Below are 16,107 nucleotides of genomic sequence, written 5' to 3' on the forward strand. Positions count from 1 at the left end.
TTTATGATTTCTGTGCTGGATGGCGTATATCGATAAAATGACCATTAATCGCTGCTGCTGCTGCCATCGCGGGACTGACCAAATGGGTGCGTCCACCACGTCCTTGGCGCCCTTCAAAGTTGCGGTTACTGGTAGAAGCGCAGCGTTCACCGGGTTGCAGGCGGTCATTATTCATTGCCAGACACATGGAACATCCGGGTAAGCGCCATTCAAAACCGGCCGCTATGAAAATTTTATCCAAACCTTCTGCTTCTGCTTGTGCTTGAACAGGACCTGATCCGGGAACAACGATTGCTTGAACGCCAGGTGCAACTTTATGGCCCTGTGCGATGGCTGCGGCAGCCCGTAAATCTTCAATCCGGGAGTTGGTGCAAGAGCCGATAAAGACTTTATCGATCTTCACATCTGTTAACTTAATACCGGGCTTTAAATCCATATAAGCCAGTGCTTTTTCAGCAGATGCACGTTCGACAGGATCACTAAAAGATTCTGGCGCTGGAATTGCTTGATCAATGGCGATCACTTGTCCAGGATTTGTTCCCCATGTGACCTGCGGAGAGATCTCTTCTGCATTAATCGTAACAACGGTGTCGTATTGTGCATCAGGATCGGATTTCAATGTCTTCCAGTAAGCAACAGCTTGTTCCCACCGCTCTCCTTTTGGTGAGAACTGGCGGCCTTTCATATAAGTAAAAGTCGTTTCATCCGGTGCAACCAAACCTGCTTTAGCACCCATTTCAATTGCCATGTTACATAAAGTCATACGGCCTTCCATGCTAAGTGCTTCAATCGCCTTACCACAGAATTCCACTACATACCCTGTACCACCAGCACTACCTGTTTTGCCGATGATCGCCAAAACGATATCTTTGGCGGTGATAGCATCACCGACATCACCCATCACTTCGATTTTCATAGTTTTAGCGCGGGCTTGTTTTAGGGTTTGGGTGGCGAGTACATGTTCAACTTCAGAAGTGCCAATGCCGAAAGCCAACGAGCCGAATGCCCCATGCGTTGCGGTATGGGAATCACCACAAACAATAGTCATGCCTGGCAGGGTTATACCCTGTTCAGGTCCGATGACATGAACAATCCCCTGATAAGGATGGTTGAGGTCATACAATGTGATACCGAATTCGGCGCAGTTTTTCATTAACTCCTGCATTTGAATACGAGCCATGTCACCACAAGCATTAATATCTTTTGTTTGCGTGGATACGTTATGATCCATTGTTGCGAACGTTTTACCAGGTTGGTGCACTGGACGGCCTTTAGTGCGCAAACCATCAAAAGCTTGTGGGGAGGTTACTTCATGAACCAGATGACGATCAATATAGAGTAACGGGGTTTCATTCGGTACTTCCCGGACAATATGAGCGTCATATAATTTTTGATATAAAGTTTTAGCCATGTTAAATACCCTCGGCTATATAACGGGCGATAGCGCTGCCTATTTCATCAGTACTAATTGCTTTACCGTTTCCGGCTAAATCTGTTGTGCGATGGCCCTGTTCCAATGCGTAATTAACCGCCTGTTCAATCGCATTTGCGGCGTCATTGTGACCTAAGCTGTAACGCAACAGTAAGGCGGCAGACAGGATTTGGGCTATCGGGTTAGCAATACCTTTTCCGGCAATATCTGGTGCAGAACCACCTGCGGGCTCATACAGGCCAAAACCTTTTTCATTCAGGCTGGCGGAAGGCAACATGCCCATTGAACCCGTAATCATGGCGCATTCATCAGATAAGATATCGCCGAAAATATTGGAGCACAGCATCACATCAAACTGAGATGGATCTTTAATTAGCTGCATGGTGGCGTTATCAATATACATGTGATTGATTTCTACATCTGGATACTCTTTTGCAATCTCAGTAACAACTTCTCGCCACAATACGGAACTTTGCAACACATTTGCTTTATCAATAGATGTAACTTTATTACTACGTTTGCGAGCGGATTCGAAGGCGATACGGGCAATGCGCTCGATTTCAAAACGGTGATAAATCTCAGTATCGAATGCTCGTTCATATTTACCTTGGCCTTCGCGTCCTTTGGGTTGACCAAAATAGATACCGCCGGTTAATTCACGGACACATAAAATATCAAAGCCTTTGGCGGCAATATCACTGCGTAAAGGACAAAATACTTCTAATCCGGCATATAAGCGGGCAGGGCGTAAATTGCTGAATAATTTGAAGTGTTTGCGTAATGGCAACAGTGCGCCACGCTCAGGTTGTTCTGCTGGTGGTAAATGTTCCCATTTAGGCCCTCCCACGGAGCCGAACAATATGGCATCAGCCTGTTCACAACCTGTTACGGTTTTTGCCGGTAGTGGACAGCCGTGGCGATCAATAGCAATTCCACCCACATCATATTCGCTGGTGGTGATACGGATATTAAAACGCTTACGGATTGCGTCCAATATCTTATAGGCCTGCGCCATAACTTCGGGGCCAATACCATCACCGGGTAAAACTGCAATATGATAATTGTTCGACATGTTTACACCATTTCCTTTGTATTTTGCTGTATGCGTTGTTTCTCTTTCTTAACTTGCTCTGTACGCCAAACGCAGTTCAGAGCATGAATCATTGCCTTGGCAGAAGATTCAACAATATCGGTTTCCAATCCCATACCGTGGAAGCGACGTCCAAAACATTCGACAACGATATTTACCTGACCCAGTGCATTGTTCCCGTGGCCTTTACCTGATAACTGATAAGAAACCAGTTCAATTGGATATTCAGTTATTCGGCTGATTGCTTGATAGACAGCATCTATCGGGCCATTACCTGTGGCAGCTTCTGATTTCACCTCTTTGCCACATACTAAACGTACAGCGGCTGTTGCCATCACGTTGGAGCCAGATTGAATATTAAAGTGATCCAGATGGAAAAATTCGGGTTCTTGCTGTTGCAGGTTCATGAAAGCTAAGGCTTCCAAATCATAGTCAAATACCTGACCTTTTTTATCTGCCAGACGTAAAAAGGCTTCGTATAAGCTATCCAGATCGTAATCTTTATCCTGATATCCCATCTCTTCCATACGATGTTTCACTGCGGCGCGGCCAGAACGAGAAGTCAGGTTCAATTGAATATCTTTCAGGCCGATGGACTCTGGTGTCATAATTTCGTAAGTTTCACGATTTTTCAGAACCCCGTCCTGATGAATCCCGGATGAGTGAGAAAATGCATTGCTACCAACAATTGCTTTATTCGCGGGGATCGGCATATTGCATAATTGGCTGACCAACTGACTGGTGCGGTAAATTTCTTGATGGTTGATATTAGTATAAACACCTAACAGTTGCTGACGGACTTTAATCGCCATAATGACTTCTTCCAGTGAGCAGTTGCCGGCACGTTCACCCAGACCGTTTATCGTCCCTTCTATCTGACGGGCACCGGATTGTACTGCTGTGATCGAGTTGGCGACAGACATCCCCAAATCATCGTGGCAATGGACGGATAATATTGCTTTATCAATATTAGGAACGCGTTCGATCAAGTTAGTGATGATGCCGCCAAATTGATATGGCGTGGTGTAACCGACGGTATCTGGGATATTGATAGTCGTTGCGCCTGCTTTGATAGCGTTTTCAACGATCCGACACAGATTATCAATAGGTGTACGGCCGGCATCTTCACAGGAGAATTCAACATCATCAGTGTAACGGCGTGCTCGTTTGATTGATTGGGCTGCCATTTCCATGACATTTTCGAATGTTTTTTTCAGCTTGGATTCAATATGTAAATTGGATGTGGCTAAGAAAACGTGGATTCGAAAAGCTTCCGCAACTTTTAATGCTTCCGCGGCTACATCGATGTCTTTTTCTACACAACGTGCCAAGGCACAAACACGGCTGTTTTTTATCTGCTTAGCGATCGTTTGTACAGATTCAAAATCACCAGGAGAGGAAACTGGAAAACCCACTTCCATGATATCAACACCCATTCTTTCCAGGGCCAAGGCAATTTGGAGCTTTTCGTTCACACATAAGCTGGCTTGTAATGCTTGTTCTCCATCACGTAACGTGGTGTCGAAGATAATAACTTGCTGGTTCATATGTACGTTCCTCTCGTGGTTGTTTTTTGCGCCCAGCAGGTAAAAAAAACCCGCGCATGGCGCGGGTTTCTTGTTAATGTCTGGTTTGGACCAACTCTGTTTTGAATCAACTCTGTTTTCTGTCCACCAGCATACCGCGCATATCAGATACGATGAGTAGTAGGTTTAATAGACAAATTGAGTGAATCATATTGATCCAACCTTTCAGTAGTATTAATGAGTGTTCGTGATTCGTATGCTTTTATTGATACGTTATCTTAAAAGTGATGTCAAGAATTCATTTAGGCATATGATTCTTGGTTTTACTTTTCTCATAGCAGTAAATTGAAGTGTTGATCTGTTTATATTTAAAAAGATTTTATTTTATTCTTTTTTGTTCGGGTTTGACTTTAGCGACGAGCTAAGATTTATATAAAAATAGTGCATTATACTGATTAATTAAAATTAAGTATTTTTTGTGTGGTGAGCTGGAAGTGGATTTGTATTTTTCGGAGAAACATCATTTGCCATTGAAAAAATAGATGCAAATAGGAAGTTATGTTATATATCTTTGAAAAAATAATTCTATAATATAATAACTCTGATAAAATTGTTTAATAATAATAAGTCAGTAATTTTATTGTGAATTGTGTCATTCTTTGATTTATCATCATATACAGAATAGCAGGGTGAATAAATTGTTAACGTAATTGTACTTTTTTGTGAATAAATAATGAGCGCTACATTGTCTACTAATTGAAATTATATATTTTTAACACTAATAGGGGGATGCGCTGGTTAGCTATGCGTATTCAGATTTGTACAAGGACGAGTCTTAATTATTTGTTATCTAAATGATTAAGACAATTGATCTCGTTAATAGTTATAGTCATCGTAATATCTGAGTAATAAATGAAGGTATTTTCGATGTTTTGTTATTAGCCGGGATCATCTGCATGAGTTTAGTGGAGTTAAACAATGGCTGAATACACCTCAGTAACTGCAACCAAAAAAGATCCAAATGAAATTCATTTACGTAATGTGGATCTCAATCTGCTGACTGTTTTTGATGCAGTTATGCAAATGCAGAATGTGACACGTGCGGCACAGATATTAGGAATGTCACAACCTGCGGTCAGTAATGCGGTTTCTCGTTTGAAGCTAATGTTCAATGATGAATTATTTGTGCGTTATGGGCGTGGAATACAACCGACGGCAAGAGCTCATCAATTATTTGGTCCAGTCCGTCAGGCATTACAACTGGTATATAATGAGTTACCTGGGGTTGGTTTTGAACCTGATAATAGTGATAGGGTTTTTAGTCTCTCAATTTGTAGCCCCCTAGATATTAGACTAGCTGCAAAAATAGTTGAACAGGTAAAACAAAATACGCCCAATTTGGGTGTGACGATTAGATCATATTTGCATGATAATATTGAGCATCAGCTCAGATACCAGGAAACTGAGTTTGTCATTAGCTATACGCAGCTAGAACGTATGGATTTTCATCATTACCCGTTATTTAATGATGAGCTGGTTTTGGCTGTTTCTAATCATCATCCAAGAATTGAAAATAGTATTAGTGAGCAGCAATTGTATGAGGAACATCATGCAGTTGTATCATTGGATAATATATGTTCATTCAGCGTTCCCTATTATGATGGTGGTGAACGTCTGCGTTCGGTGGTTTATCAGGGTACCGACTTGAATAGTGTGTTGCATATTGTCTCTCAAACCTATTTGGTTGCGATTGCGCCAAAATGGTTGGTTGAGCACTATAGCGAACAATTAGCAATAAGAGCGGTTTCATTACCGTGGGATAAAGTAAGTCGTCCGTGTTATTTGATTTGGCACGAATCTACAACGAAAGATAAAGGGCATCAGTGGATGAAATCGTTGTTGAGTCAACTTAGTGGCAGATAATTAACTTGAAACTCACTACTGGATAAGGGTGGTGAGTTTTTTTATTTTATCACAAATTTTTCAACTTTTGCTAAATAGGCTTTTCCTGTTGTTCAGGAATCGGTAGACTGCAAGGAAATAGCTAACACCTGTAAGCTGAAAAGCGAATAAGTGATGCGAAAAGGTATTATCAGAGAATAAAATTACTGTTTTTTCTCCGATTAAGAAAAAATTTTTTCGAACAGGAAAAAAATTGTGATAACTAAAAATTTACATTCTTATCACTTGATAAACCGGTTGCAACAACAAATCAAACAATACCCAGAGAAAATTGCTTTTCGCCAATGGTCTCCGGCTGAACAACTCGAACTAAACTGGAATGATATTGGCAAAAAGACCGACGCTATTAGCCGAGCATTGTTGGCGGTTGGTGTTGATGTGCAGGAAAAAATTGGCCTCTTTGCACATAACAGCATGGCGTGGTCATTGGCAGATATCGCTGTATTACAACTTCGGGCGATCACTGTTCCTCTGTATGCAACCAGTAGTCAAGAACAGGCTGGTTTCATACTTAATGATGCTGGTGTGCGTATTCTGTTTGTTGGCGGGCAGGCGCAGTATGATGTTGCTATTACTTTGACAGAATGTTGTCCTCAGTTAAGTCACATTATTGTCTTAGATGAATCAGTCGATTTGCGGGATTGTTCATTAGCCCAGCATTTATCTGATTTCATGGCCGATAATAAATTACAATATCAGTCGGAGTTGGAAACCCGTATTGCTAATCACAATCTGGATGATCTTTTTACGCTTATTTATACGTCTGGTACAACTGGTGAACCTAAAGGCGTCATGCTTGATTACCGTAATTTAGCCTATCAGTTGTATTCACATGATCATATCCTGGCGTTAACTGATCAGGATGTTTCTTTGAGTTTTCTGCCATTATCCCATGTCTTCGAACGCGCATGGAGTTTTTATGTCATGCATGTAGGGGCACAAAATGTTTATCTGACCGACACTAACTTTGTTCGTCAAGCTATGGCGGATGTTTGCCCGACAGTGATGTGCGCAGTGCCGAGATTTTATGAAAAAATTTACAGTGCGATTTTTGAAAAGGTTTCTCAGGCACCTTGGCACCGAAAAAAACTCTTTAATTGGGCAATTAAATGTGGTGAGCGCCAATTTTTACGTAAATTGCAAGATAAAAAAAGCTGTCCTTGGTCAACAGCAATGCATCGACTGGCTGATAAATTAGTATTGAGCAAATTACGGAATGTGTTGGGGGGCAAAGTTCGATTTTTACCTGCTGCTGGTGCACGATTGGACGAAACGATTATTCTGTTCTTTCTCGCTGTTGGGATAAATATCAAATATGGCTATGGCATGACAGAAACTTGCGCCACAGTTTCCTGTTGGGAAGAGCAAGGTTATATGCTTGGTTCTATTGGCAAACCATTGCCTGGTATTGACGTCCGTATTGGTGAAGAAGATGAGATACAAGTGCGTGGCCCAATTGTGATGAAAGGCTATTTCAATAATCAGCAAGAAACCATCAAAGCATTTACTCAAGATGGTTGGTTGCGTACCGGTGATGCTGGTAAACTGGATGAAAATGGTCATTTGTTCATTACTGAACGTCTGAAAGACTTGATGAAAACATCGAATGGTAAATATATTGCTCCTCAAATGATAGAAAGCATTTTGGGGCAAGATCGTTTTATTGAACATGTTGCTGTTATTGCTGATGCTCGTAAATTTGTATCCGCCCTTATCGTGCCTTGTTATGATGTATTGGAAGAGTATGCAAAATCAATTAATCTCAAATATCATGACCGGGTTGAATTACTGCGTCATAGTCAGATTATCAATATGTTTGAGCAACGCTTGAAAGAAATACAGAAAAACTTTGCTCACTTCGATCAAGTAAAACGATTTACATTACTGCCAGCGCCATTTTCAATGGAAACGGGTGAGTTAACTCCAACACTGAAATTGAGGAGGAAAATTATTATGCAGCGTTACCATAACGAAATTGAATCCATGTATCAAGATTGATTTCTGAAATTTTATATAGTGCAACCGGCTATTCAAGGGAAATTTAAAGTGGTATTGCGGTAATATTCTACTTTAAATTTATCTCAGGAGTATCCGGTTTTAAAAATTTCAATATTAGCTGAGTAATCGGTAGTCCAATCGTAAAAATCGTAGATAAATTATATTCTCTAATATCATTCTATACCTAGAATAGAGCATTTGTTATTTAATAGGTTAGAGAAAGGTATAATTATCTGACTTTAAACGATATGATGAAAAAGATGGTTATAAAAAAGAAATGATAGTATTTTATACTTGTGCCTATGCATAGTAAATAAGACACGTTTTGTATAATGAGGTGAATTGATGAATTTTGATAATGTAGTTATTGTTCATGGCCTTATGGCGACTCCTGATCATCATTGGTTTCCTTGGCTTAAAGGTCAATATGAAAGGTCAAATGTCCGGGTAATAGTGCCGGAAATGCCTGAATCTCACGCTCCTTCACCTCATTTATGGCAAGAAAAGTTGCAGGAGAGTGTACCTAATCCTAATGAAAAAACACTTTTTATTGGGCATAGTTTGGGATGTATTGCCACACTCCGTTATATTTCATCTTTACCTGATAATATAAATATTGGGGGGATTGTATTAATTGCAGGATTTTATGAAAAATTATCGACTTTACCCGAATTAAGTATATTTACTGAGGAGTATTTGGATTTTCGTCCTCTTATACACAAAATAAACCAACGAATAGTAATATTATCGCTTAATGATGAGATTGTACCTCCACAGTTTACATTAAATTTAAGTCAGCAGCTCGATGCTGAATTATATGGTTTCCCTGATGGCGGGCACTTTTTAGATCGTGACGGTTTTACTGTTTTTCCTAAGCTAGAAAAGATATTAAAAAATAATTCAATGTTGTGAATAAGAATTTTATTATATAAATTAATATGGCAGTTTTTTTCATGTTTTATGTAATTATGATAGATTTTGTGTGTTTTAAATAATTTGTCAAAATATCATTTGCCTACTGTAAAATAACCCGCTCTGAATACAGAGCGGGATTATAAGTATATTTTTAGTTTCTTTTTTCTACTGATGGGATGGATTTATATCTCATTAGAATTAAAAATTCATCCCAATGATTTATTATTTCTTGAGATATTTCTTTTTCCACGGTGCCCTTTTCAGCATTTATTTTAATATAATGAAATGCCTTTTCTAAATCTTGTGGGCTATTCCCTAAACCATGTAAATAATTCACTCCTATTATCTGATACCCATTTATTATTCCAGAATCTCCAGCTCTTTGAAGTAGATCATTGGCTTTTATTTGATCTTCTTGTACTCCATAACCAAAACTATAAATTATGCCGAGATTATATAAAGATTCCGCATGGTTTTTATCTAACTTTAATGCCTTACTATAATACTCGATGGCTTTTTGGTAATCCCTTTCTGATTCCTTTAATGAATTGTCAGTATAAAGTTTTCCTAATAAAAAATAGGCATCAACGCTACCATTCTGAGCTTGTTTTTCCAGTTCCCGAAACTCTTCAACTGTTCTCGGTACTTTCAGTGGAAGTTCCTTAACCATACCTGTATATTTAATTCCATCAAATACAGTTCTAGGAATATTTGTTTTCGTCGGTTCTGCACATGCATTGGTAAATAATACGATTATCAGCAAAAGTATATATTTCATTCTACTAGTTTATCCTATCGGGTTGGCGGTAAGAAGTTGAATTGGTGTTATCCCGACAGAGATAGTGTTGTTAATTTCTTCTGTTTGCTGGCTGACAAAGCAGGCCATCGCATTAATTAGATTATGTAATTCGTTACTTAGTTCAGCTTCGTGTATAGATATTGGCTCCTGTTTAAACCAGACATCCGTGATCTCTGTCTGATATCCATTTGACCAGTTGACGGTAGATGTCAGTCCGTGGTAATTACCTTGTAGATCAAAATAATCGCTCTCCTGATAGTTTAGTTGAATAGATTTAATATCGGTTTCTTCAAGGCTGTTAAGTTCATCTGGGGTACTGAGTCCGTCTAAATTCCTATCCTGCCAGATTTTTAATGTGTTCCAAGTTACATCTTGGTTATCAATAATACCGTCCTGATTGCTGTCTATATCAGCTAAAGCCATAAAACCATGTTGTGCTTTTACTCCAGATGACAGTTGGGAATTTTCCCCAAACAATTCGGTGCCATTATTGATTAATCCGTCATTGTTTTTATCCCAGACTAATAAGCTATCATTTGCATCGATCCAACCTGTATTGACTTTCTGCCCTTGACCGTCAAAATCAAATACTACTCCTAATTCACTGGTTACTGTTTGAACGCCATCGCCATTTAAATCAATTACTAATGGTGTTATGTAAGTTTTCGTAACTTTTTTCGGGTTTGGGAAAATTTGATTGAGTACTTGATTAGGAGTCTTCTCTAAGTTTAGAGTAATGCCAGAGTAACCAGCATGTCCTCCCTCTCTGTGAAACGTGTCTTTTACAAAATCAATACAGTTATTTGTTAATAAATTATAGGATGGTGGTTGCGTTTTTCCATCCCGGTAATCAATAGTTTTCTGAAAAACCATATCAAGGTCCATCAAGAATTGAAGGTTTTGGGATACCATTGTTAGTGATGAGGCGGTAGGGTAGCGTATATGGTCATTAATGTTCATATTGGCAACTAGCGTCATTTGTTCACCATTAACAGTCAGGTGATTTTTATCTAATTGGATGATAGTAGAATAAATTAGGTTGTATCCGTTTATATTTCTTAGGACGATTATTGAATTGAGGGACACAACTTGGTTTCCTTGGCACGAAATGAAATGTTGTTTATCTGTATTCCAGACAGCCCTACATAAGGCAGGCGGAAAAAATCTTTTTTGATACTTTTAGTCTTTAAATCCATAACCTTTAAGCCCAATTTATTAGTTGCAAGTAACCACTGGGTTTTATCTAATCCTACAAGCGCCAAATCAGACCCCATCAAACATTAGAAGTTAAAATTGAACTATCTATATCATAACTCATTATTGCCTTTTATAAATAATTTTAATGATATGGTTTGATTGTATTGCGACCAAATAATCTGATTAATTTAAATTACCATTTAATTGTCAGCCTTAAATCATTTTCTTGGGAGATGATCTTTTACTTATTATTTAATTTGCGTATATGAGTATAAAAATCATACATTAAAATCTCTGGGCAAATATTGAATAGTTGAGGCTGGGACGGCAGGAAAAATAATAGCTTCCATCATATTATCTAATTAAAATGAGGTAAGTGAATTTTACCCTAATCAATTATTTGCAGTGGCTATCCAAAAACGAGGAAATGACGGTCAAATTATCTGAGGCGTTTGTCTGCATTTCCTTTATCAGCTTCATATCTCGATGACTTAAACGATTTTGAAAACTGCTTTTTAGTTTTTTATCGTATATATACTGGATAATACCTATACGTTGTCGTTCTTTTTAGGTATAGCCAATCATATTCTACTTACCTTTAGCTTCTTGATAGTAAGATAACACTTGCAAGAGACATATTGAATTGTCAGAAAGTTGCTCTTCTGCCTTGTACTCACATTGCTAACACCCGTTTCTAGCGTTATGTTAATTAACTCAGCATCAATATATCGCTGAGAGGCCATTCGTCTTACCAAAATAAAAGTGGAAGGAACTTCCGATTTATTAACTTGCAAACAGAGCCTGGAGGAAAACCTATGGAGATGTTATCAGGAGCTGAAATGGTCGTCCGATCGTTAATTGATCAGGGCGTTAAGCATATATTCGGTTATCCGGGGGGGGCAGTACTGGATATTTATGATGCCCTGCATACGGTTGGGGGCATTGAGCATATCCTGGTACGTCATGAGCAGGGGGCAGTTCATATGGCTGATGGTTATGCTCGTTCTACCGGGAAGGTTGGTGTGGTATTGATCACTTCCGGTCCAGGAGCAACCAATGCCATTACCGGTATTGCCACAGCTTATATGGATTCAATTCCAATGGTTGTATTGTCCGGTCAAGTCGCCAGTTCGTTGATTGGTAATGATGCATTCCAGGAATGTGACATGGTGGGGATATCCCGCCCGATCGTAAAACACAGTTTCTTAGTGAAAAAAGCAGAGGATATTCCGAAGGTACTGAAAAAAGCCTTCTATCTGGCTTCCAGTGGTCGTCCGGGGCCCGTCGTTATTGATTTACCGAAAGATACGGTAAATCCGGCAGTAAAATTACCCTATATTTATCCTGATCAGATAAGTATGCGCTCTTATAATCCAACAATTCAAGGACACAAAGGGCAGATTAAGCGGGCATTAAAAACATTATTGAATGCGAAAAAACCGGTTATATATGTAGGCGGAGGGGCGATTAACGCAGATTGTTCAGCAGAATTACTGGTATTGGCAGAAAAATTCAATATCCCTGTTGTGAGCTCCCTGATGGGATTAGGTTGTTTTCCTGCAACTCATCCGCAAAGTCTGGGGATGCTCGGTATGCATGGTACATTTGAAGCTAATAAAGCAATCCATAATTCAGATGTCATTTTTGCTGTCGGTGTACGTTTTGATGATCGAACTACCAATAATCTGGAGAAATATTGCCCGGAAGCAACGGTATTACATATTGATATTGATCCGACATCAATTTCGAAAACGGTTTCCGCAGATGTACCTATTGTTGGTGATGCTAAACAGGTGCTTGGACAAATGCTGGCGCTGCTGGAGACAGTAGAAGACACACAAGATCCCGATGCGCTAAAAGATTGGTGGTTATCTATTCAGCAATGGCGTAGCCGTAAATGTCTCAGTTTTGATCGCAGTGGTGAAAAAATTAAACCACAAGCGGCTATCGAGGTTCTCTATCGTCTGACGAAGGGGGAAGCTTATGTTACTTCAGATGTTGGGCAACATCAGATGTTTGTTGCATTGCATTACCCATTTGATAAACCAAGGCGTTGGATCAGTTCCGGTGGTTTGGGAACGATGGGATTTGGTTTACCGGCGGCTTTGGGCGTTAAACTGGCGAAACCGGAAGCGACGGTTGTCTGTGTTACCGGGGATGGCAGTATTCAGATGAATATTCAGGAGCTGTCTACCGCGTTGCAATATGGGTTGCCGGTACTGGTTCTGAACTTGAATAATCGTTTCTTGGGGATGATAAGACAATGGCAAGATATGATTTATGCCGGTCGTCACTCTCAATCTTATATGGAATCCTTGCCTGATTTTGTCAAATTGGCTGAGGCTTATGGTCATGTTGGCATTTCTATTCAACGTTATGATGAATTGGAAAGTAAATTGGCCGAAGCCTTGAAAGAGGTGACTGAAAATCAACGGCTGGTATTTGTTGATATCACTGTGGATGAAACTGAACATGTATATCCTATGCAGATCCGTGGAGGAGCAATGGATGAAATGTGGTTAAGCAAAACGGAGAGAACCTGATTATGCGCCGGATTTTATCTGTATTACTTGAAAACGAATCAGGGGCTTTGTCCCGGGTTGTTGGCCTGTTTTCCCAACGTGGCTACAACATTGAAAGTTTAACTGTCGCCCCAACTGATGATCCGACATTATCGCGGATGACAATTCAGACTAAAGGCGATGCAAGGGTACTTGAGCAGATTGAAAAACAGTTGCACAAGCTGGTGGATGTGTTACGAGTCAGCGAGTTGGCATCAGGTTCTCACGTAGAGCGTGAGATCATGTTAGTCAAATTACAGGCCAGCGGATATGGGCGTGAGGAGATCAAACGCAGTACTGACATCTTCCGTGGGCAGATCATCGATGTGACTTCGACCTTATATACCGTGCAATTGGTAGGAACCAGCGATAAATTGGATGCATTTCTTGATGCGGTTCGAGATGTTGCTGAAATTGTTGAAGTTGCTCGTTCAGGTATTGTCGGCGTATCTCGCGGGGATAAAATTATGCGATAAAAAATCGCAAACTGCGGGGCAATATGCATACATTTATCAGGCTCTGCGATAGAGTAGGGCCTTTTTGGGGTCTATAAGGAGTTAATGTGAAACTGGATGAAATCGCCCGCCTTGCAGGTGTTTCACGCACAACGGCCAGTTATGTAATTAATGGTAAAGCCAAGCAATACCGTGTCAGTGACAAAACGGTAGAAAAAGTGATGGCAGTGGTTAGAGAGCATAATTACCATCCTAATGCTGTGGCAGCCGGTCTCCGTGCAGGACGTACCCGTTCTATTGGTTTGGTTATTCCAGATTTAGAAAATACCAGCTATACCCGTATTGCTAATTATTTGGAACGTCAGGCTCGTCAACGTGGTTATCAGTTATTGATAGCCTGTTCGGAAGACCAACCTGATAATGAAATGCGCTGTGTTGAACATTTGTTACAACGTCAGGTGGATGCAATTATTGTTTCTACCGCATTACCGCCGGAGCATCCTTTTTATCAACGCTGGGCAAATCGTTCTTTGCCTATTATTGCTCTCGATCGGGCACTTGAAAATGAACGCTTTATCAGCGTTGTGGGTGATGATTTTGAAGATGCAAAGATGTTGGCACAAGAATTTCGTCAATTTCCGGCTGAATCTGTGCTCTATCTTGGTGCATTACCTGAACTATCAGTCAGTTTTCTGCGTGAGCAGGGATTCCGTGAAGCATGGAAAGATGACCCTCGTAAAGTGATGTATCTTTATTCAAACAGCTATGAACGTGATGCGGCTGCTGAAGTGTTCACCAAATGGCTGGAAACTCATCCAATGCCACAAGCGTTGTTCACCACCTCTTTTGCCCTGTTACAAGGGGTCATGGATGTTACCCTTAAACACAGCGGCCGTTTACCAAATCAATTGGTTATTGCGACTTTTGGTGATCATGAGTTATTGGATTTCCTTGAATGCCCAGTGCTCTCTGTAGCGCAGCGTCATCGTGAAATTGCTGAACGGGTATTGGAACTGGTGCTAGCAAGTCTGGATGAAAAGCAGAAGCCAGGGCCAGGTATCACACGGATACATCGCGACTTATGTCGTCGAGGAAGCTTGAGTCGAAAAATATGATAAAAACCCCTCATTAATTTTCTGATGAGGGGTTTTGGTTGTCAAATCTGCCTTAAAAGAAGCGTTTTAACGCGCTCAAATAGCAATTTCGTTCATACATAAATTATTCAGTAGGAAAAAGAGCATGGAACAGCACTTAATGTGAGTTTGAGATTTGTCTATTTACCCCTGTCTTTTTACCGTATTTTATATATTAAATTGATTTTAATAATATTTATTTTGATGATTTTTTGTTGCTAGCGAGCTTTAATGTTAAATGCATCAAATGAAATGATAAATGTTTCTGTACAATGGTTAAATAGTAATGAAATGTAAATTATGTAAATAAATTAATCACACAACTATTTTTTCATTATTTTGTCATAAACATTTACTCTCCCTATGCTTGTAAAATTATTCAGAATTATCATGGTGTTAATTATTATTGATATTGCTAAATTTAATAATTATGCCTCCCAATTGCCAAAATCCTGCCATCAAATATAGCTAAAGCGCATCGGCTCTGGCTTGACAAGGTTTTCGTCCCATCCGTAAACTCCTTATTGTGGGGATTAGTGGGATAAAGTGGTAATTTTTGATCACCAGGGGCGACCTGAGGATGTTTCGTGGAGCAACGCAGATAAATCTCGATAGCAAGGGGCGGCTTACCGTACCTACCCGATACCGGGCTATGCTAAATGAGGAATCGCAAGGGCAAATGGTTTGTACCATTGACCTTCATCAGCCGTGCTTGTTGCTCTATACATTATCTGAATGGGAAATTATTGAAGAAAAACTTTCTCGCTTATCCAGCATGAATCCGGCGGAGCGTCGGGTGCAACGTTTGCTTTTAGGTCATGCCAGTGAATGCCAGATGGATAGTGCAGGACGTCTTTTACTCGCTAGTACATTGCGCCAGCATGCCGGGCTAGTCAAAGAGGTTATGCTGGTTGGTCAGTTCAACAAATTTGAATTGTGGGATGAGCAGACTTGGTATCAACAGGTTAAGGATGACATTGCGGCTGAGCAATCCACACAGGAACCTTTATCAGTACGGTTACAGGAATTATCACTATAA

Annotated in this window: 13 protein-coding genes; 7 read left to right on the plus strand and 6 right to left on the minus strand. The window is 40.0% G+C overall.

What is annotated here, in order from left to right:
- Position 1: 1 nt before the first annotated feature.
- The 3 genes from leuC to leuA are packed head-to-tail and all read right to left on the minus strand — an operon-like array spanning position 2 to position 4,069.
- On the minus strand, positions 2–1,411 hold the full coding sequence (leuC, locus tag EAE91_RS00515) for a 3-isopropylmalate dehydratase large subunit (protein WP_214086797.1): 1,410 nt from the start codon (positions 1,409–1,411) through the stop codon (positions 2–4).
- 1 nt (position 1,412) lies between these two features.
- Entirely contained in the window at positions 1,413–2,504 is a 1,092-nt protein-coding gene (gene leuB, locus EAE91_RS00520; protein ID WP_214086798.1) for a 3-isopropylmalate dehydrogenase, read from the minus strand.
- Between the two features lie 2 nt (positions 2,505–2,506).
- Entirely contained in the window at positions 2,507–4,069 is a 1,563-nt protein-coding gene (gene leuA, locus EAE91_RS00525; protein WP_214086799.1) for a 2-isopropylmalate synthase, read from the minus strand.
- Positions 4,070–5,026: 957 nt separating this feature from the next.
- On the opposite strand from leuA, the gene leuO reads away from it, so the two are divergent.
- The 3 genes from leuO to EAE91_RS00545 all read left to right on the plus strand — a co-directional run bounded on the left by leuO (position 5,027) and on the right by EAE91_RS00545 (position 8,920).
- Positions 5,027–5,971, plus strand: coding sequence for a transcriptional regulator LeuO (gene leuO / locus EAE91_RS00535; protein WP_214086800.1), 945 nt, complete (start codon positions 5,027–5,029; stop codon positions 5,969–5,971).
- 237 nt (positions 5,972–6,208) lie between these two features.
- Entirely contained in the window at positions 6,209–8,008 is a 1,800-nt protein-coding gene (locus EAE91_RS00540; protein ID WP_214087035.1) for an AMP-dependent synthetase/ligase, read from the plus strand.
- A 345-nt stretch (positions 8,009–8,353) separates the two neighbouring features.
- Positions 8,354–8,920, plus strand: coding sequence for an RBBP9/YdeN family alpha/beta hydrolase (locus tag EAE91_RS00545; RefSeq protein ID WP_214086801.1), 567 nt, complete (start codon positions 8,354–8,356; stop codon positions 8,918–8,920).
- 154 nt (positions 8,921–9,074) lie between these two features.
- Here EAE91_RS00545 and EAE91_RS00550 read toward each other — a convergent pair whose 3' ends face one another.
- Genes EAE91_RS00550 through EAE91_RS00560 form a run of 3 tightly spaced genes read right to left on the minus strand, consistent with a single transcriptional unit; the run spans position 9,075 to position 10,984 of the window.
- A complete protein-coding gene (locus tag EAE91_RS00550; protein WP_214086802.1) occupies positions 9,075–9,701 on the minus strand; it encodes a tetratricopeptide repeat protein in 627 nt (208 codons plus the stop codon).
- A gap of 9 nt (positions 9,702–9,710) precedes the next feature.
- Entirely contained in the window at positions 9,711–10,808 is a 1,098-nt protein-coding gene (locus tag EAE91_RS00555) for a hypothetical protein (RefSeq protein ID WP_214086803.1), read from the minus strand.
- Entirely contained in the window at positions 10,790–10,984 is a 195-nt protein-coding gene (locus tag EAE91_RS00560; RefSeq protein ID WP_214086804.1) for a hypothetical protein, read from the minus strand. Before EAE91_RS00560 ends, EAE91_RS00555 begins: the two co-directional genes overlap by 19 nt.
- Before the next feature lie 750 nt (positions 10,985–11,734).
- Between EAE91_RS00560 and ilvI the strand changes: the two genes are divergently transcribed.
- From ilvI to mraZ, 4 genes are all read left to right on the plus strand, one after another.
- Positions 11,735–13,462, plus strand: coding sequence for an acetolactate synthase 3 large subunit (gene ilvI, locus EAE91_RS00565; RefSeq protein WP_214086805.1), 1,728 nt, complete (start codon positions 11,735–11,737; stop codon positions 13,460–13,462).
- 2 nt (positions 13,463–13,464) lie between these two features.
- Positions 13,465–13,956 (plus strand): acetolactate synthase small subunit, encoded by a 492-nt coding sequence (gene ilvN / locus EAE91_RS00570; RefSeq protein WP_181147808.1) that lies wholly within the window; start codon positions 13,465–13,467, stop codon positions 13,954–13,956.
- A gap of 86 nt (positions 13,957–14,042) precedes the next feature.
- Positions 14,043–15,050 (plus strand): catabolite repressor/activator, encoded by a 1,008-nt coding sequence (cra, locus tag EAE91_RS00575; protein WP_214086806.1) that lies wholly within the window; start codon positions 14,043–14,045, stop codon positions 15,048–15,050.
- A 598-nt stretch (positions 15,051–15,648) separates the two neighbouring features.
- Positions 15,649–16,107, plus strand: a complete 459-nt coding sequence (gene mraZ, locus EAE91_RS00580) for a division/cell wall cluster transcriptional repressor MraZ (protein ID WP_214086807.1) — start codon at positions 15,649–15,651, stop codon at positions 16,105–16,107.

It is taken from the genome of Photorhabdus noenieputensis, from assembly GCF_018448935.1.
Classification (GTDB): Bacteria; Pseudomonadota; Gammaproteobacteria; order Enterobacterales; family Enterobacteriaceae; genus Photorhabdus; species Photorhabdus noenieputensis.

Excerpts from the sequence above, each read along its gene's own strand:
- leuC (WP_214086797.1), bottom strand. The coding sequence starts at position 1,411 with ATGGCTAAAACTTTATATCAAAAATTATATGACGCTCATATTGTCCGG.
- leuB (WP_214086798.1), bottom strand. The coding sequence starts at position 2,504 with ATGTCGAACAATTATCATATTGCAGTTTTACCCGGTGATGGTATTGGC.
- leuA (WP_214086799.1), bottom strand. The coding sequence starts at position 4,069 with ATGAACCAGCAAGTTATTATCTTCGACACCACGTTACGTGATGGAGAA.
- leuO (WP_214086800.1), top strand. The coding sequence starts at position 5,027 with ATGGCTGAATACACCTCAGTAACTGCAACCAAAAAAGATCCAAATGAA.
- EAE91_RS00545 (WP_214086801.1), top strand. The coding sequence starts at position 8,354 with ATGAATTTTGATAATGTAGTTATTGTTCATGGCCTTATGGCGACTCCT.
- EAE91_RS00550 (WP_214086802.1), bottom strand. The coding sequence starts at position 9,701 with ATGAAATATATACTTTTGCTGATAATCGTATTATTTACCAATGCATGT.
- ilvI (WP_214086805.1), top strand. The coding sequence starts at position 11,735 with ATGGAGATGTTATCAGGAGCTGAAATGGTCGTCCGATCGTTAATTGAT.
- ilvN (WP_181147808.1), top strand. The coding sequence starts at position 13,465 with ATGCGCCGGATTTTATCTGTATTACTTGAAAACGAATCAGGGGCTTTG.
- mraZ (WP_214086807.1), top strand. The coding sequence starts at position 15,649 with ATGTTTCGTGGAGCAACGCAGATAAATCTCGATAGCAAGGGGCGGCTT.